This is a genomic window from Homoserinimonas sp. (assembly GCF_056262345.1).
Window position 1 is genome coordinate 1 of record NZ_JBACFR010000083.1, and the last position, 17573, is coordinate 17573.

General features: G+C 64.2%; 17 protein-coding genes, 1 tRNA gene and 1 pseudogene. 12 read left to right on the forward strand and 7 right to left on the reverse strand.

The features are described 5' to 3' along the window. Nucleotides 1-442 (reverse strand): annotated as a pseudogene (locus tag AC062T_RS04065) (hypothetical protein); the annotation flags it as partial. Between the two features lie 459 nt (nt 443-901). Here AC062T_RS04065 and AC062T_RS04070 point away from each other — a divergent pair. From AC062T_RS04070 to AC062T_RS04090, 5 genes are all read left to right on the forward strand, one after another. Beyond that, nucleotides 902-2698 (forward strand): ABC-F family ATP-binding cassette domain-containing protein, encoded by a 1797-nt coding sequence (locus AC062T_RS04070; protein ID WP_476027638.1) that lies wholly within the window; start codon nt 902-904, stop codon nt 2696-2698. 108 nt (nt 2699-2806) lie between these two features. After that, nucleotides 2807-3697 carry a MetQ/NlpA family ABC transporter substrate-binding protein gene (locus tag AC062T_RS04075; protein ID WP_476027640.1) on the forward strand — a complete coding sequence of 297 codons (891 nt, stop codon included), beginning with the start codon at nt 2807-2809 and terminating at the stop codon, nt 3695-3697. Nucleotides 3698-3733: 36 nt separating this feature from the next. Then, a complete protein-coding gene (locus AC062T_RS04080) occupies nt 3734-4762 on the forward strand; it encodes a methionine ABC transporter ATP-binding protein (RefSeq protein WP_476027642.1) in 1029 nt (342 codons plus the stop codon). Beyond that, nucleotides 4762-5421: a methionine ABC transporter permease gene (locus tag AC062T_RS04085; protein WP_476027644.1), complete on the forward strand. Its 660-nt coding sequence runs from the start codon at nt 4762-4764 to the stop codon at nt 5419-5421. Before AC062T_RS04080 ends, AC062T_RS04085 begins: the two co-directional genes overlap by 1 nt. Before the next feature lie 28 nt (nt 5422-5449). Continuing rightward, the gene (locus AC062T_RS04090) at nt 5450-5806 is read left to right on the forward strand and encodes a TraR/DksA family transcriptional regulator (RefSeq protein ID WP_476027646.1); all 357 of its coding nucleotides are present in this window, start codon (nt 5450-5452) and stop codon (nt 5804-5806) included. 19 nt (nt 5807-5825) lie between these two features. Here the strand turns inward: AC062T_RS04090 and AC062T_RS04095 are convergent, their stop codons facing one another. Further along, complete coding sequence (locus AC062T_RS04095; protein WP_476027648.1) at nt 5826-6317, reverse strand: MarR family winged helix-turn-helix transcriptional regulator; 492 nt, start codon at nt 6315-6317, stop codon at nt 5826-5828. A gap of 98 nt (nt 6318-6415) precedes the next feature. On the opposite strand from AC062T_RS04095, the gene AC062T_RS04100 reads away from it, so the two are divergent. From AC062T_RS04100 to AC062T_RS04110, 3 genes are all read left to right on the forward strand, one after another. Then, a tRNA-Gln gene (locus tag AC062T_RS04100) sits at nt 6416-6487 on the forward strand. 45 nt (nt 6488-6532) lie between these two features. After that, nucleotides 6533-7975, forward strand: coding sequence for a bifunctional UDP-N-acetylglucosamine diphosphorylase/glucosamine-1-phosphate N-acetyltransferase GlmU (gene glmU, locus AC062T_RS04105; RefSeq protein WP_476027650.1), 1443 nt, complete (start codon nt 6533-6535; stop codon nt 7973-7975). 34 nt (nt 7976-8009) lie between these two features. Then, entirely contained in the window at nt 8010-8987 is a 978-nt protein-coding gene (locus tag AC062T_RS04110) for a ribose-phosphate diphosphokinase (protein ID WP_476027652.1), read from the forward strand. Nucleotides 8988-9067: 80 nt separating this feature from the next. Here AC062T_RS04110 and AC062T_RS04115 read toward each other — a convergent pair whose 3' ends face one another. Continuing rightward, nucleotides 9068-9439 carry a hypothetical protein gene (locus AC062T_RS04115; protein WP_476027654.1) on the reverse strand — a complete coding sequence of 124 codons (372 nt, stop codon included), beginning with the start codon at nt 9437-9439 and terminating at the stop codon, nt 9068-9070. Nucleotides 9440-9464: 25 nt separating this feature from the next. Next, on the reverse strand, nt 9465-10445 hold the full coding sequence (locus AC062T_RS04120) for a Ppx/GppA phosphatase family protein (protein WP_476027656.1): 981 nt from the start codon (nt 10443-10445) through the stop codon (nt 9465-9467). Nucleotides 10446-10487: 42 nt separating this feature from the next. Here AC062T_RS04120 and AC062T_RS04125 point away from each other — a divergent pair, with 42 nt between their 5' ends. Beyond that, entirely contained in the window at nt 10488-11693 is a 1206-nt protein-coding gene (locus tag AC062T_RS04125; protein WP_476027658.1) for a low temperature requirement protein A, read from the forward strand. A gap of 11 nt (nt 11694-11704) precedes the next feature. On the opposite strand, the gene AC062T_RS04130 is transcribed toward AC062T_RS04125, so the two are convergent. Genes AC062T_RS04130 through AC062T_RS04140 form a run of 3 tightly spaced genes read right to left on the reverse strand, consistent with a single transcriptional unit; the run spans nt 11705 to nt 14552 of the window. Continuing rightward, a complete protein-coding gene (locus AC062T_RS04130) occupies nt 11705-12181 on the reverse strand; it encodes an N-acetyltransferase family protein (RefSeq protein WP_476027660.1) in 477 nt (158 codons plus the stop codon). Between the two features lie 59 nt (nt 12182-12240). Next, a complete protein-coding gene (gene gndA / locus AC062T_RS04135; RefSeq protein WP_476027662.1) occupies nt 12241-13698 on the reverse strand; it encodes an NADP-dependent phosphogluconate dehydrogenase in 1458 nt (485 codons plus the stop codon). A 32-nt stretch (nt 13699-13730) separates the two neighbouring features. Next, a complete protein-coding gene (locus AC062T_RS04140) occupies nt 13731-14552 on the reverse strand; it encodes a FadR/GntR family transcriptional regulator (protein ID WP_476027664.1) in 822 nt (273 codons plus the stop codon). A 134-nt stretch (nt 14553-14686) separates the two neighbouring features. Here AC062T_RS04140 and AC062T_RS04145 point away from each other — a divergent pair, with 134 nt between their 5' ends. From AC062T_RS04145 to AC062T_RS04155, 3 genes are all read left to right on the forward strand, one after another. Further along, nucleotides 14687-15985, forward strand: a complete 1299-nt coding sequence (locus AC062T_RS04145; protein ID WP_476027666.1) for an ABC transporter substrate-binding protein — start codon at nt 14687-14689, stop codon at nt 15983-15985. A gap of 117 nt (nt 15986-16102) precedes the next feature. Continuing rightward, complete coding sequence (locus AC062T_RS04150; RefSeq protein ID WP_476027668.1) at nt 16103-17029, forward strand: carbohydrate ABC transporter permease; 927 nt, start codon at nt 16103-16105, stop codon at nt 17027-17029. Further along, a partial coding sequence (locus AC062T_RS04155) for an ABC transporter permease family protein (protein ID WP_476027670.1) occupies nt 17029-17573 on the forward strand: 545 nt, incomplete at its 3' end. The genes AC062T_RS04150 and AC062T_RS04155, both read left to right, overlap by 1 nt.

Here is a 17573-nt window from a genome sequence, read left to right on the forward strand (position 1 = left end):
TGAGTGTACGGATGCCGCGGTGGCCAGACCGCGCTGCCAGGGCATCCGATAGCTGTGCAGCATCGGAGAGAGGCGGAAAGCCGAAAATGGGCTCGTTTCCGGTGATGAGAAAGTCGCCAGCGGCCACGAGATCGTCGAGGGACAGGATGCGGGCAAGTTCACACCATGCGGTCACGGGCGACGAGACGAGATAGCCAGCGACGCGGACCAGTCTCGTGACGGTTCCGCTGTGGTGACCGACCACGCCGCGAGCGCGGGGAAATCCGGCTCCTCGAGCCGCGCTCACATGGAGGCGGGTATCCCGCTCGGCGCTGAGCGGCAGGGGGATTCCGTGGACGAGGGCCGCCGTCGTGTGGCTGTAGTGCTGGTGTGCCGGCATCCGTTGGCGGTAGGACTCAAGCCGGATCGAGAGACTCGGGTCGATGTCGGCAGAAATTCGCACCCCGTGAAACGGACTCGAGAGGTCGGACGATCTCAGCCGGCCATCGCCCACCCCAGACGCGGCGGCTTCTGCTCTCGAAAATGGGCGCCCCGAGAGATGCGAAGGGAGCGGAGCTGAGGGTGGGGGTGTCACGGTTCCATCTTGGCGACCGTGACTCGACGGTGCAGAACTTGCCCACAGCCCGAGGTTTGGCTCCTCCACATCGTGGATCGATGGCCCATAACCCACACCGCTGACCGTGTGCGAGCCGGTGCCAGCGCGCCGAGACTGCGCGATTCGCTGCCGCAGCCCGGTTTCGACGACGATTTGTGCAGCCTCGGCGGAAGAGTGGCCTAAGGGAGGGGCCGGGCGGATCGGGCCGAGTCAGGCCGGGGCAGGCCGAGTTAGGCCGAGTCGGGCCGGGAGCCGCAGCCTCGCCCCGCGCGAGTACACAGCCGGGAGCCGGTAGTGTCGAGTCACGTGGCACATCTTCTTGGGGCAGAGTCCCTTCATCTTGAGTATCCGACGCGCGTGATCTTCGATTCGGTGACGGTAGGGCTCGACGAGGGCGACCGCATCGGCATCGTCGGCCGCAATGGCGACGGCAAGTCCACCCTTATGAGGCTGCTGTCTGGTCGCATCCAGCCCGACTCCGGCCGTGTCACGGTTCGCAACGGCGTCACGATTGGCATGCTCGACCAGGCCGACGAACTCGACGACAACATCGTTGTGAGCCAGTCGATTGTCGGCGACAAAGAGGACTACGAGTGGGCGGGCGATGCTCGCATCCGCGACGTCATTTCGGGTCTCCTGGGCGGCATCCCGTGGGATGCGACCCTCGGCCAGCTCAGTGGTGGCCAGCGCCGCCGCGTCGGGCTCGCCAAGTTGCTCGTCGGTGACTGGGACGTCGTGTTTCTCGATGAGCCCACCAACCACCTGGATGTCGAGGGCATCGCGTGGCTCGCAGAGCACCTCAAGCGTCGCTGGCCCGCTGGCCAGGGCGGCCTCGTTGTCGTCACCCACGACCGGTGGTTTCTGGATGAGGTCTGCAACAACACGTGGGAGGTGCACGACCGCATCATCGAGCCCTTCGAGGGCGGATACGCGGCCTACATTCTGCAGCGCGTGGAGCGCGACCGCATGGCATCCGTCATGGAGGGCAAGCGTCAGAACCTGATGAAGAAGGAGCTCGCGTGGCTGCGCCGAGGGGCCCCCGCCCGCACGGCCAAGCCCAAGTTCCGCATCGATGCCGCCAACGAGCTCATCGAAAACGAGCCCCCCGTACGCGACAAGATTTCGCTGCAGTCGATGGCGATGCAGCGCCTGGGGAAGGATGTCGTTGATCTGCTCGACGTTGGCGTCACCTACGGCGATAAGCAGGTACTCAAGGACATCGAGTGGCGCATCGCCCCGGGCGAGCGCACCGGAATCTTGGGCGTCAACGGCGCGGGAAAGTCGACCCTGCTGGGTCTGGTGGCGGGCACCGTCGAGCCCACAAGCGGCAAGGTCAAGCGCGGCAAGACCGTGAAGATCTCGATTCTCGACCAGCAGCTCAAGGAGCTTTCTGAGGTTCAGAATGAGCCGGTGCGCGTCGTTATCGGCCGCCAGAAGTCGTCGTATGTCGCCGGCGGCAAAGAGGTCACGCCCGGCCAGCTGCTTGAGCGCCTCGGCTTCGATAGTGCCCAGCTGAGCACGCCGATCAAGGATCTCTCCGGTGGCCAGAAGCGCCGCCTGCAGCTCTTGCTCATCCTGTTGGACGAGCCGAATGTGCTCATCCTCGACGAGCCCACTAACGACCTCGATACCGACATGCTCGCGGCGATGGAAGACCTGCTCGACTCGTTCCCGGGCACCCTTCTCGTGGTGAGCCACGACCGGTACCTGCTCGAGCGCATCACCGACCAGCAGTATGCGGTGCTCGGTGGTCACCTGCGGCACCTGCCCGGCGGCGTCGACGAGTACCTCAAGGTGCGGCAGGCTTCGGATGCTGCGGCCAGCGCCGCGCAGTCGTCCAAGAAGCAGGCTGGTGCGCCGGCGAAGAAGTCGAGCCTGGGCGGTGCAGAACTGCGGAACGCCCAGAAAGAGCTCGCGTCGATCAACCGCAAGCTGGAGAAGGCCGGCCAGAAGATCGCCGACGTCCATGCTCGGATGGCCGCGCACGACCAGAACGACTACACGGGGCTGGGAGAGCTCTCTGCCGAGATCTCGGCGCTCGACGCGCAGACGGCCGAGCTTGAGTCGCGCTGGTTGGTCCTGACGGACCTGCTGGAGAACTAAGCCCCAGATCGTCACACTGCGTCACCTGGGGTCGCACGATTTCGATTTTGAACGTATGCGGATGACACTGGAATCGACCCCACAGCATCCGTTTTGAAAGGCACCACCATGTCAATCGCCAAGAAGATCGCCGCAGTATTTGCCGCAACGGCTCTCGTTGGGGGGCTTTCTGCGTGCGCCTCCGGTGACGAGGCCGAGCTCGGCTCCGAGGCAAACCCCGTCACGATTGGCGTCGTTGGCGCGAGCGACCCCTACTGGGCCGAATACGAGAAGGCCACCGAGGCCGAGGGCATCTTCGTCGACATCATCGACTTCTCCGACTACAACCAGCCCAACCCGGCCCTGACCGCGGGTGAGCTCGACATCAACCAGTTCCAGCACATCATCTACCTCGCTCAGCACAATGTTGCTTCGGGCGACGACCTTGTGCCGATCGGCGCGACGGCCATCTACCCGCTCGGCCTCTACTCCACCAACTACAACTCGGTTGACGCCATCGAGGATGGCGAGAAGGTGGCCGTGCCGAACGACGCGAGCAACCAGGCCCGCGCCCTTCTCGTGCTGCAGTCGGCAGGGCTCATCGAGCTGAAGGATGGCGGCAGCATCTTCTCGACCGTCGCCGACATCCAAGATTCGTCGCGTGTTGAGGTCATCGAGGCCGACGCCTCGTTCACCGCGACCTCGCTTGCGGATGTTGCCGCCGCCGTGGTCAACAACGACTTCGTCACGAAGGCGGGCATCGACCCCGATAGCGCTATCGCGGTCGACGACCCCAGCGACCCCGCTGCGCAGGCCTACATCAACATCTTCGCTGCCCGCGCTGACGACAAGAACAGCGAGCTGTTCGCCAAGCTCGTGGAGATCTACCAGACCACGAAGGCCGTGCAGGATGGCGTTCTCGAGGTCTCCGGCGGCACCGCGATTCTCGTGGATACCCCTGCAGCGGAGTTGGAAAAGGCTCTCGCCAAGGTTGAGGCCGACGTCAAGGCCAATAGCTAGGCGCTCTGCCTCACGCACTTCTAGAACAGGAACACCATGCCGATAGTTCGCCTGAGCGCGGTGTCGAAAACGTACCCGGCACCGCGTCGCACGGCTCGGCCGCTTACCGCTGTCGACAACGTCACGCTCGATATTGACGCGGGCGACATCTTTGGCATCATCGGCTACTCGGGGGCGGGAAAGAGCACTCTGGTGCGGCTCATCAACGCCCTCGAGCCCGTGTCGGCGGGCACCGTTGAGGTGGCCGGAACCGTGATCAGCGGCATGCGGGAGCGCGAGCTTCGGCAGGTGCGGTTGGGCATCGGAATGATCTTTCAACAGTTCAATCTGTTCAACTCGCGCACGGTCGCGGGCAATGTCGACTACCCCCTTCAGGTTGCCGGCGTGCCCGCGGCCGAGCGCAAGGCGCGCGTCGCCGAAATGCTCGAGTTCGTCGGGCTCGCCGACAAAGCGTCGAGCTACCCCGACCAGCTCTCTGGCGGCCAGAAGCAGCGCGTTGGCATTGCCCGTGCCCTCGCGACGTCGCCGCGCATCCTCCTCGCCGATGAGGCGACCAGTGCTCTCGACCCGGAGACAACCCTCGAGGTGCTTGCCCTGCTTAAGCGCGTGAACGAGGAGTTTGGCATCACGATCGTGCTCATCACGCACGAGATGGAGGTCATCAAGTCCATCGCCCATCGCGTCGCCGTGATGGATGCCGGCCGGGTCATCGAGCAGGGCACGGTCTTCGATGTCTTCTCGAACCCTCAGACGGATGCTGCCAAGCGATTTGTCTCCACGGTCGTCAAGGCGGTTCCCGAGGCGCATGAGCTCGCAGTTCTGCGCCAGCGGCACCCCGGCCGCATTGTCACGATCTCGTTCGCCGACGGTGGCGTCTCGCAGTCGGCGGTGTTTCTGGGGTTCGCCCAGCACGGCGTCACGTTCGAGCTCGTCTATGGCGGGGTCAACGACATTCAGGGTCGCACCTTCGGGCACCTCACTCTGGCTCTCGGGGGTGACGATGCCGCGATCGACCGCGCATTAGCATCCGTCGATTCCAGCCTCACCGTGACCGAGGTGGCCTAATGGATCAGCTCATCGACCTCTTGCCCCAGCTCGCGGAGGCCACGGGGGAGACGATTTATCTCGTCGCCCTGAGCTTGCTTTTCGGTGGCATCGGCGGGCTCATTGTGGGGCTCGGGCTCTATGTGACTCGGGCGGGCAACCTCCTGCCCAATCGGGCCATCAACGGCGTGCTCAACGTGCTCGTCAACACGTTCCGCCCCATCCCGTTCATCATCTTCTTGGCGGCGGCACAGCCCCTCGCTCGCGCGGTTGTTGGCACCGGTCTCGGCAATTCCGCGATCATCTTCACGATCTCTCTCGCCGCGGTCTTCGGCATCAGCCGCATCGTGGAGCAAAACCTGCTCACGGTGCAGCCGGGGGTTATCGAGGCTGCCCGGTCGGTGGGTGCTGGGCCCTGGCGCATCATCCGAACCCTGCTGATTCCCGAGGCTCTCGGCCCGCTCATCCTCGGCTATGCATTTGTCTTTGTCGCCATCGTGGATATGACGGCGGTCGCCGGCCTCATCGGGGGCGGCGGTCTCGGCAACTTCGCCATTCAATACGGCTACCGGCAGTTCAACCCGGTCGTGACGTGGGCCGCCGTGATCATCATCATCCTGTTTGTGCAACTCATCCAGTTCTTGGCGAACTGGTTGGCCCGCAAGGTCATGCGGCGATAAGTCACGCAGCGGGACGATACTGGGCACCATGAGGTTCTCTGATGCACGTCTCGAGGGGTTTCGCGAGCAGCTGTTGTCTCAGCAGAGGGTTACTGAGCAGCTGATGGCCGACCTCGGCTCCGATATTCGGCTCATCGTGGAGGCTCGTCACGACTCCAATGTCGATGACGAGCACGACCCTGAGGGGTCGACGATCGCCTTTGAGCGTTCCCAAACGGATGCTCTGCTGAAGCAATCAACGCAGCGTCTGGGAGAGATTTCCGCGGCGCTGCGCAGAATCGACCTCGGCACCTTTGGAACTTGTGTGAGCTGCGGACAGCAGATCCCTGTCGCGCGCCTCGATGCGCGGGCCTACGCGGCCACCTGCATCGACTGCGCCCGCTGAACGCTCGCTTCGGTGCCGGTCAGTCGAAGTCGAGGCTGAGCCGCCGCAGAAGGCCAGCGAGGTGTTCTTGGTCGTCGGAGCTGAGCGCGGCGAGGATGGCGCGCTCGGAGGTCATCAGTTCCGCGATCGCGCCGTCGACGCGGTGGCGACCCTCGTCGGTCATGCGCACGAGAACGCCGCGCCCATCGTTCGGGTCGGTGCGCCGAATCACAAGGCCGCGGTCGACGAGGCGGTCGATGCGGTTCGTCATGGTGCCAGAGGAGACGAGGGTCTGCTGCAGCAGGCTCTTGGGGCTCAGCTCGTAGGGGTAGCCCTCTCGGCGCAGAGCAGAAAGCACATCAAACTCCCACGATTCGAGCCCCGAGGCCGAGAACGCGGTGCGGCGCGCGAGGTCGAGGTGGCGCGACAGCCTGCCGACGCGGCTCAGAACCTGGAGGGGAGAGAAGTCGAGGTCTGGCCGTTCGCGGTGCCAAGCATCGACAATGCGGTCGACTTCGTCGCGTTCGGGCATGTTTTCCATTATCGCGGCATGCAGCGCGCAGTGTGATCGCGCTCTGATCTGGCAGACTTATCTATCGCGAGACTCACGCTTCGGCGGTGAGGGCGCTTTCCGCCTTGGTGTAACGGCAGCACGGCAGTCTTTGGAACTGTTAGGACCAGGTTCGAATCCTGGAGGCGGAGCCGAGAAAATCGCGTCAGCGTTTGTGTCCACGAAGGAGCCCCCTCATGACCGATCAGTCGCTCGCCGTCATCATTCTTGCCGCAGGTCAGGGCACTCGAATGAAGTCTTCTAAGGCGAAGGTGCTCCATGAGATCGCCGGTGTTCCCCTCGTGGGGCACGTTCTCACGACGGCCCAGGAGCTGGGCGCGGCGCACATCATTGCGGTGGTGCGCCACGAGCGTGAGTCGGTTGCCGAAGAGGTTCTGCGCCGGGTTCCCGAGGCTTCCATCGTTGATCAGGATGAGATTCCGGGCACGGGGCGCGCCGTAGAGGTTGCCCTCGCAACCCTTCCGGGTGACTTTGATGGCCGAGTTGTCGTGCTCAGTGCGGATGTTCCGCTGCTCGACGCCGCAACGCTTCGCGCGCTTGTTTCTGCTCACCAGCACGAGGGCAACGACCTCACCATGCTGTCGGCCGTGCTGCCAGACCCATCGGGCTTTGGCCGCATCGTGCGGGATGCCTCTGGGGTGTTCGAGGCGATCGTTGAGCACAAGGATGCCTCTCCTGAGCAGCTTGCGGTCACCGAGGTCAATGCCGGTGTTTACGTGTTCTCGGCGGGTCCGCTCCGCCGCGCCCTGGCCAATGTGGGCACCGACAACGCGCAGCACGAAAAGTATCTGACGGATGCCGCGGCAGGCATCCGCTCGGCAGGGGGCCGCATCGAGGCGGTCGCTGTGCGTGACCCCTGGCTTGTCGCCGGCATCAATGACCGCGCGCAGCTCGCGGCAGCCGCTCGGGAGCTGAACGCGCGAATCGTGCGACGCTGGCAGCTTGCGGGCGTGACAATCCTGGACCCCATGAGCACCTGGATCGATGTGGATGCGACCCTGGCAGAAGACGTCGAGTTGCTGCCGGGCACCCAGATCAAGAGGGCAACGACAATCGCGCGCGGCGCGACCGTCGGCCCCGACACGACCCTCGTCGACTGCGAGGTCGGGGAGGGCGCCGTCGTCAAGCGCACCGACGCGACGCTCGCCGTGATCGGTGCCGGAGCATCCGTTGGTCCGTTCGCCTACCTGCGTCCCGGAACCTACCTCGGCGCCGACGGCAAGATCGGCACCTTCGTAGAAACCAAGAACACGCGAATCGGCGACGGCAGCAAGGTGCCACACCTGAGCTACATCGGCGACACCGAGGTGGGGGTTGGCTCCAATGTTGGGGCGGGAACAATCACCGCAAACTACGACGGTGTGAACAAGCACAGCACGGTCGTGGGGTCGCATGTGCGCACCGGGTCGCACAACGTGTTCGTCGCGCCGGTTAGAATTGGTGACGGAGCCTACACGGGCGCCGGGACGGTCGTCCGCAAGGATGTTCCAGCTGGTGCGCTCGCCATCTCAGTGGCTCCTCAGCGCAACATGGCAGGCTGGGTCGAAGCCAATCGACCGGGCACTGCGGCGGCCGACGCGGCTGCTGCAGCATCCGGCGAGGGTGAGACGCAGGTCTAAATCGTCGGGGCCCCGGCAGAGAGCGAGCAATCACTTGTCCGAAATCACCGTTAACGGACAGAAGAAATTGGTGCTCGTCACCGGCCGTGCACATCCGAAACTCGCGGAGGACATCGCCCGCGAGCTCGACACGGAGCTAGTACACACCGACACCCGCACTTTCGCCAACGGCGAGATCTACGCGCGCTACAGCGAGAGCGTGCGCGGATGCGATGCGTTTGTCATCCAGTCGCACACGACCCCGATCAACGAGTGGCTCATGGAGCAGCTCATCATGGTCGACGCCCTCAAGCGTGCTTCGGCCAAGCGCATCACGGTGGTCGCACCGTTCTATCCGTATGCCCGTCAGGACAAGAGGGGCCGCGGGCGCGAGCCGATCTCGGCCCGGCTGGTGGCCGACCTCTACAAGGCGGCCGGCGCCGACCGCATCATGAGCGTCGACCTGCACGCTGCTCAGATCCAGGGATTCTTCGACGGGCCCGTCGACCACCTGTTCGCGATGCCGGTGCTTCTCAAGTACTTCAAGGAGAAGCTCGACAGCGAGACGCTCACGGTGGTCTCTCCTGACATGGGCCGCGTTCGCGTTGCCGACATCTGGAGCGACAAGCTCAATGCGCCCCTCGCGATCATCCATAAGCGTCGCGACCCCCGCGTCGCCAACAAGGTTTCTGTGCACGAGATTGTGGGCGAGGTCGCGGGCCGCACCTGCCTGCTCGTTGACGACCTGATCGACACGGGCGGAACGATCGCCAAGGCTGCGGAGGCGCTCAAGGCTGCCGGCGCGAAGAACGTTGTCGTCGCCGCGACCCACGCCGTGTTCTCGCACCCCGCGACGGAGCTGCTCCAGGCCGACTTCATCGACGAGGTTGTCGTCACCGACACGCTGCCCCTCACGGCAGACAAGCTGTTCCCCAAGCTCACGGTTCTGCCGATCGCCCCGCTCATCGCCGGCGCGATCCACGAGGTCTTCAGCGACGGTTCGGTCACGTCGATGTTCGACGGCGCAGCCTAAGAAACTGATTCATTCACCGCGGGCGGGGCTTCGGCTCCGCCCGCGGTGTCAATTAACCGGTGTCAGTTAACCGGTGTCAGTTAACTGTTGCTCGTGGGCACGCGAGGGCTGGATGCCCCAGGGGCGACCGGGATGAGTCCCATCGAGTCGACGTGGATGCGTTTGCCGATCTGGTCGAGCGCGTAGCACTCCCAGCCGATCACTCCGGGGCCGAACAGCTCGAACGTTGCCTCATAGCTAGGGGCACCGGGCACGGCGAGAGCGCCGCGATAGTCACAGGCGAGCTGGGCGTTACGTGTTCCGACCGACACGGTCGTGAACACACCGGGGAGGATAAGACCGAGCACCGCGAGAACGACGACGACGCGGAGCAGCAGCGAGAATCGCTGCCCCCTCAGGGGCTTCTGTTCAAACGGCTCGTATCCGGCCAGTTCTGGGTGGTCATCGCTCACCCCTCAAGTCTGCCATCTGCCACCGTCACGTTAGGTGATCGAGGTAGCGCAGAATCACGCCCTCGCGCATGGCCCACGGAGAGACATCCAGTTCTTTGACCGAGAAGACCGACATCGCCTCCGAAAGCACAATGCCACCGCCCACGATCTGAAACGTGCGGTCGATCGTGATGCCGGGCAACTCGGGCCTAGCGGCGGCGGGGATGCGGCCCAGCCGCGGAACCCAGTCGTCGAGCTGGTTGCGCCGCAGCATGCTGCGCTCATCTTCGCCGATGCCCGGGGCGGTAAGCCCCGCGAGCTTGGCAAGTGACCTGATCGTTTTGGACGAGCCCACCACATGGCTGGGTCGGTCGTAGTCGGCGAAGAGTTTCACAGCCCCGAGTAGCTGCTCTCGTGCATGAACCCGCAGCTCGTCCTGTTGCTGCTGGGTTGGCGGGTCGTCGTGCAGGAACCCGAGCGTCGTGCGGCCTGCGCCGAGCGGGAGCGAGAGACCGATATCGGGGTACTCGTCGCGTCCGAGCGAGATTTCGAGAGAGCCGCCGCCAATGTCGAAGAGCAGGATGTTGCCCGCGGACCAGCCGTACCACCGGCGCACTGCGAGAAAGGTCAGTTTCGCCTCATCCTCGCCCGAGAGCACCTGCAGATCAACACCGGTTTCTGTGGCGATGCGGGCGAGCACAGCGGGGCCGTTGGTGGCTTCGCGAATTGCCGACGTTGCCATGGGGAGAAAGTCGTCGAGGTTGCTCTGCTTGGCTTTCTCCGCCGCCGCGCCGACGGCCGAGATCAGGGCGGAGACGCCCTCCTCGCTGATGCTGCCATCGGCCTGCAGGTAGCGCATCAACCGCAGAACCGACTTGGTCGATGACATGGGCACGGGGGCGGCGCCGGGGTGGGCGTCGACGAGCAGCAGGTGGACGGTGTTTGATCCCACATCGAGAACTCCCAGGCGCATGGGGTGAACGATACTCGCCTCCCGTGTAACGATGATGCGATGTCGAGTGCGCATCACTCTTCGAGGGCGAGCGGCCTTGGCCATGGGCTGTCTCGCATGCGCGGGCGCGACCCCGACGAGGAGCATCGGGCGTCGACGCCGCTGGAGTTGCTCTTCGATCTCGCATTCGTCGTGGCCTTCAGCCAGGCCAGCTCGGGGCTCGCCCACGCGCTCGCCCAAGGTCACTGGGCTGCGGGAGTCACCGCGTTTAGCTTCTCGATGTTCGCCATCTGCTGGGCGTGGATTAACTTCTCCTGGTTCGCGTCGGCATTCGATACCGACGACTGGTTCTATCGCATCACCACGATGGTGCAGATGATCGGCGTGGTGATTCTCGCGCTGGGAATCCCGGCGGTGTTCTCCTCCATCGAGGCGGGGCAACACCTCAACAACGATGTCGTCGTGGCCGGATATGTTGTCATGCGCATCGCCATGGTGGCCCAGTGGCTCAGGGTGGCTCGCGCTGACCCAGAGCATCGGCCCACGGCGATGGCCTACGCCCTGGCCATTGCGATTGCCCAAGTCGGATGGATTGTCACGGCCATCCTGAGCCTGCCGCTGTGGGCCATCCTCGCGATTTCCCCCGTGCTCTACCTCATCGAGCTATCGGGTCCCGTGGTCGCGGAACGACGAAATCCGTCGACTCCCTGGCACGCAGAGCACATCGCGGAGCGATATAGCCTGCTTGCCATAATCGCGCTCGGCGAGGTTGTGCTCGGCACCGTCACCTCGGTCTCGGCCGTCGTCGAAGAACAGGGGTGGACTGGCGAGGCAGCCCTCGTGGTCGTGGCGGGGATCGGGCTCACCTTCGGCCTGTGGTGGAGCTACTTCATTCTGCCTTCTGCTCAGATTCTGGCCGTTCATCGTGACAGGGCGTGGGTGTGGGGCTACGGGCACATCATCCTGTTCGCCTCAATCGCGGCGATGGGAGCCGGGCTGCACGTTGCCGCGAACGTTGTGGAGTCGGTGGCGGCGATCGGCGAGTTCGACGCCGTCGTCGCGGTCGCCGTGCCCGTCATGGTGTTCTCCGTCGTGCTCTTTGCCCTCTATTCGCACCTCGCCCACGAGTTCGACCGGTTCCATCTGCTGCTCTGGGCCATCGAGCTCGTCATCCTGGCTGCTGCGCTGGGGCTCGCGGCGGCGGGGGCGAGCATGGGCACCGCGCTCATCGTTGTCATGCTTGCACCGGCCGCGGTCGTCGTCGGCTTTGAGACGGTCGGGCACGAGCATGAGGCGCGGATGCTCGCGAGAGCACTGCGCTAGCGAGGGCTGCGTTAGCGAGCGCTGCGCAGCGCCTCGCCGTCGAGGCGGAACGTTGTCCATTCGTCCATGGGCTCAGCGCCGAGGCTGCGGTAGAAGCCGATGGCTGGCTCGTTCCAGTCCAGCACGGCCCACTCGAGGCGCGCATAGCCGCGCTCGCCGCAGATCGCCGCCAAGTTCGTGAGCAGGGCTTTGCCGTAGCCGCGGCCTCGGTATTCGGGCAGCACGAAGAGATCTTCGAGATGGATGCCGTGCACGCCCTCCCACGTGGAGAACGTGAGAAACCAGATGCAGATGCCGGCGAGGGCGCCGGGTTCGTCGCCGTCGATCACGTGGGCAAAGACCGCAGGGCTATTGCCGAAGAGCGCCCGCTGAAGGTCGTCCTCCGTGGTGACCACGGCATCCGGTTCCTTCTCATAGATCGCGAGTTCGCCGATCAGTCGCAGGATCTCGGGGACGTCGGAGGGCGCGGCGACACGAATCTGGCTCATCCTGCCAGCGTAGTTGCGCGATGACCCCCAGCCGTGCGGAGGGCCATCGCGAGCAACGCTTAGTGGGTGTCTTCCGCTTCGATCTCGGTGCGGTCGCCGCTCCACAGCGTGTGGAAGGTGCCCTCGGCATCCACTCGCTTGTAGGTGTGTGCTCCGAAGAAGTCGCGCTGCCCCTGAACAAGGGCGGCGGGCAGGGGGCCGGCGCGCAAGCCGTCGTAGTAGGCGAGCAACGACGAGAACGCGGGCGAGGGGATGCCGGCCTGAGCTGCGGCGACAACCACACGACGCCAGGCGGCCTGGGTCGAGGTGACGACCTCGGCGAAGAACGGGGCCGTCACGAGGGCTACGAGACCGGGGTTCTCGGCGTAGGCCTCGGTAATGCGGTTAAGGAAGCGGGCACGGATGATGCAGCCGCCGCGCCAGATCTTGGCGATCTCGCCCTTCTTGATGTCCCAGCCGTACTGCTCGGCGCCCGCGACGATCTCGTCGAGGCCCTGCGAGTAGGCGATGATCTTGGAGGCGTAGAGGGCCTGCCGAACATCCTCGACAAACGCATCAGGGTCGGCGACGACGAACTTCTCGTCGGGGCCGGGCAGGGCGGATGCTGCGGCCCGCTGGGCAGGCTTGGACGACAGCGACCGGGCGAATACCGCCTCGGCGATGCCCGAGACGGGGATACCAAGGTCGAGTGCGGTCTGCACGGTCCAGGCACCCGTGCCCTTGGCTCCGGCCTGGTCGACGATCACGTCGACGAGCGGCTTGCCGGTCTTGGCATCAACCTGGCGCAGAACCTCGGCCGTGATTTCGATCAGGTAGCTCTCGAGGTCGCCCTTGTTCCACTCGGCAAAGATCTCGGCGATCTCGGCGGGGGACTTGCCCGTGCCGCGGCGGATGAGGTCGTAGGCCTCGGCGATGAGCTGCATGTCGGCATATTCGATGCCGTTGTGCACCATCTTGACGAAGTGGCCGGCGCCGTCGTGGCCAACGTGCGTCACGCACGGCTCGCCCTCGGCGATGGCGGCGATCGAGCGGAAGATGGGGCCGAGCTTCTCCCAGGCGGCGTCGCTGCCGCCGGGCATGATCGACGGGCCGAGCAGGGCACCTTCTTCGCCACCGGAGATTCCGGCGCCGACAAAGTTGATGCCGGTCTCGCGGACGGCCTTCTCGCGACGGATGGTGTCGGTGAAGAGCGCGTTGCCGCCGTCGACGATGATGTCGCCGGGCTCAAAGACCTTGACGAGCTCCTCGATCACAGCATCCGTGGGGCCGCCAGCCTTGACCATGATGATGGCGGCACGGGGCTTCTGCAGGGAGTCGGCGAACTCCTGGTAGTCGTGGGCCGCGATAAAGCCAGCCTCGGGGTGCGCGTCGAGCACACTCTGGGTCTTGGAGAACGAGCGGTTGAAGATCGCTACGGTGTTGCCTTCGCGGCTGGCGAGGTTGCGCGCCAGGTTCGAGCCCATCACCGCCATTCCGACCACGCCGATGTTTGCCTGTGCTGGGGTGGATCCGGCCACGGTGATGCTCCTTCGAGATGCGGGGGACAACTTCAAGAGTAGTGCGTGAGGCCTTTGTCGCCCGCCTGGTGGGCGGCGGCCGGGTCGTTCCAGATATCGGCCATTTCGGCGATCGTGCGATTCATGATTCCGAGCATCGATGAGCCGGCTAGATCTGCATTGCCGCTCTGGATGGCGTTGGCGACGTCTACATGCATTTGTAGAGCATCCGAGTGGGGAAACTGGGGCATGAGACCGTAGTTGGTGCGCCCGATAAGAACCTCGGAGACCAGATTGTTGAGGCGGGAGAACATTTCGTTGCCGCTCATATTCATGATGAGCGCGTGAAACTCGATGTCGAGCTCGAGGAACTTTTCTTGATCGCCGCTGCGGCCGGCCGCCCAGAGCTGCCCCGCGAGGCCCATGAGGTCGCTTGCCCTGGCGAGGGCTCCCGCATTGGTCGTGGCGCTGCGCTGCGCTGCGAGGCGCGCGGCTTCTGGTTCGATCGCGGTGCGCAGCTCGGTGAGGGAGCGAAGCTGCTCGATTCTGCCTCGGCCGGCGAGGCGCCACCGGATGACGCTGAGGTCGTAGACGTTCCATTCAGCCATGGGCAGGATGCGGTTGCCGACCCTGCGTTTGGAGGTCACCATCCCCATTGCTTCGAGGGCTCGGAGGCTCTCTCGGATGACGGAGCGGGAGACCTGATAACGGTTCTCCAGCTCTTCCGTCGTAATAATGTCGCCGGCGGCAAGGCGGCCTTCACAGATCGCCTGGCCCAGTTCGTCGAGGACGCGGTTGTGCAGGCCGGGGGTGTCGACGGTGCGCGCCGAGACAAAACCCGACAGGGGTGGCGCATCATCGTCATGGGTGAACATCGCTAAATCATATCCATGAGACAACAGGGTTGTAAAAGTACGATTATTAAGTCTAATCTGTTCCGGTAAGGCAGATGTAAGGATGCATCTGGCAGGGCACACGTGATGACGCGGGTGCCTGGAATGGAGGCACTATGAAGCACCCCAATCTCTTGCGCGTTGCCGGAGCCGTCACAGCAGCACTTCTCACAGCGGGAACCCTGGCCTCATGCAGCGCAGACGGCGGCGACAACAGCGAAGGCTCCTCGACGCTGAACGTAACGCTCGCCAACCACGTCTGGACCGACATCGTCAAGGATGCGCTCCCGCAGTTCGAAGACGAGACCGGCATCAAGGTCAACCTCACCCAGCTGGGCGAAGACCAGCTCTCTGACCAATACAACGTCAAGCTCAACGCTGGCACCGACGAGATCGACGTGATGATGTATCGCCCCCTCCAGGAGGGCAAGCTCTTCGCCAACAACGGCTACCTTGCCGACCTCTCCGATGCCGTCACTGGCAACGACGAGTGGGACTGGGCTGACTTCCAGGAGGGCCCCGTCGGTTCGACCACCGTCGACGACGTCGTTGTCGGTGTGCCGATCATCACCGAGCGCGAAGTTCTCTACTACCGCAAGGACCTGCTCCAGGCCGCTGGCCTCGAAGTGCCCACCACGCTCAAGGAGCTTGAGGCAGCAGCCAAGACCATCAGCGAGGCAAACCCCGGCGTCGCCGGATTCGTTGCCCGCACCGGTGTCTCGGCGGCCGTCACCCAGTTCAGCAGCTTCCTCTACAGCTCGGGCGGCGCGTGGATGGATTCCAAGGGAAACGCATCGGTCGACACGGCCGAGGCCGTCGAGGCATACGAGCTCTACGGCAAGCTCATCCGCGAGTACGGGCCCGAGAACGTCAGCACCGACATGAGCTGGCCCGAGGCAATGGCGATCTTCACGCAGGGCGGTGCTGCCTTCTACACGGAGGCCGACAGCCTCTACAAGAACGCCACTGACCCGGCTAACTCGACCGTCTCTGACACCGTCGGTTTCGCGCAGTTCCCCGGGGGCTCCGATGAGTCGAAGCCGTACAACGTGCCGTCGTGGGCGCTCGGAGTTAACTCCGACTCGGCCAACTTCGACAACGCGTGGAAGTTCATCGAGTGGGCCACGAGCAAGGACATGACGCTCACGATCCAGCAGGCCGGCGTACCCGGACCCCGCACCTCGGTCTGGGCTGACGCCGACGGAATCTCGACCTATCCGGCCGACCTCGCCGCCGCGATCGCGAGCAGCGCCAAGACCGGCATCGGCCATGACCGCCCCCTCGTGGTCTCGGTCGCCGAGGCCCGCGAGATCGTCGGCAAGCCGATTGTCGTGGCCATCACCGGCGGCGACGTCAAGGCTGCAGCGAAGGAAGCTCAGGCGCAGTTCCAGCAGTTCCTGGACGACGAGAAGTAACAGCAGTTCTAGTAGTTCCGTAGCGGTGGGGGCGGGTAAGCCCGCCCCCACTCGTTACCGCCCCATCCGCTATCCCCACACGGCGCCCTATGGCGCGCGACACGAAGAGGTGTACTCGTGAGTGCAGTCACAACCACCGGCAAGAGAACGGTCACCGAATCGTTTTCTCGCTGGGCAAACAAGCACCGAAAGTGGGTGCTTGCATCCCCGGCGATGGCCTTCGTGGTGCTACTGATCGCCTTCCCCGTCGGGTGGCCTCTCTATCTCAGCTTCACCCACGCATCAGGCTCGGTTAGGGCTCCCTCAGAATTCATTGGCTTCGAGAACTACTTCGACGTTCTCACCGACACCCAGCGATTCTGGCCCGCCGTCGGCCGCACCGTCTTTTTCACGGGTGGCGCGCTCATCGTGGAGATGGCGCTCGGCATGGCGATCGCTCTGCTCCTCTGGCGGCCCTTCCGTGGGGAGAAATGGGTGCGCATCGCGATCCTGCTGCCGCTTGTGGCGACCCCGGTTGCGGTCGGCATGATGTGGCGCCTCATCTTTGAACCCAACATCGGATTCGCCAACCAGGCGCTCAAATGGCTCGGCCTTCCGGCGCAGCCGTGGCTCTCGGGGCAGAACACGGCGCTCCCGACCCTGATCTTTGTCGACATCTGGCAGTGGACGCCCATGGTCGTTCTCATTCTGCTCGCCGGCCTCACCGCACTCTCCGACGAGCCGGATGAGGCGGCACGGGTCGACGGAGCCTCGGCCTGGCAGCGGTTCTGGTACGTGACGTTCCCGCTGATCATGCCCACGTTCATCACGGCGATCCTGCTGCGCGGCATCGACGCACTCAAGACCTTCGACATCCTTTACGCCACCAAAGGCAAGGGGGGTGGGTCGTTCCACGAGGTTGAAACCCTCAACGTTTACGCCTACGGGCTGAGCTTTGACTACAACAAGTACGGCGAGTCATCCACGGTCTTGATCTTGTTCTTCCTCATGATCATCGGCTGCATCTGGCTGCTCACTGCGCGCAAGAAGAAGGGCAGTAACTGATGTCCACCACAACAGCCCCCGGCACCAAAGCCGCAGCGCCAGCCGTGACAACAGCAGCGGCCCCCCGCCGTCGACGCCCGCGCCGGGCATACCCGACCTTCCGGTTCATCGCTCTCGCCGTGGTCGTGCTCACCTTTATCGCTCCGCTCGTGTGGATGGTGTTGGCGTCGCTCAAAACCAACGTCGCTATCTATGACCCGGAGTCTGCGTTCGTCTTCACGCCGACGCTTGCCAACTACGAAACCGTCTTTGGTCAGGCGAACTATCTGCAGTTCATCTTCAACAGCTTCTGGATCGGCTTCGCCTCAACCGCGCTCTCGATTCTGCTGGGAGTGCCGGCCGCCTACTCGATGAGCCGCTTCGTGATGAAGAAGTCCTCTTCGGTCGTGCTTCTCGCCCGCATCATCCCCGGCGTGAGCCTGCTCGTGCCGTGGTACTTCATCTTCTCGAACCTGCGCATGGTCGGCGGTTACGAGGTGCTGATCCTGTCGCACATGTTCGTGGCGCTGCCACTGATCGTGTTCATCATGATGTCGTTCTTCGA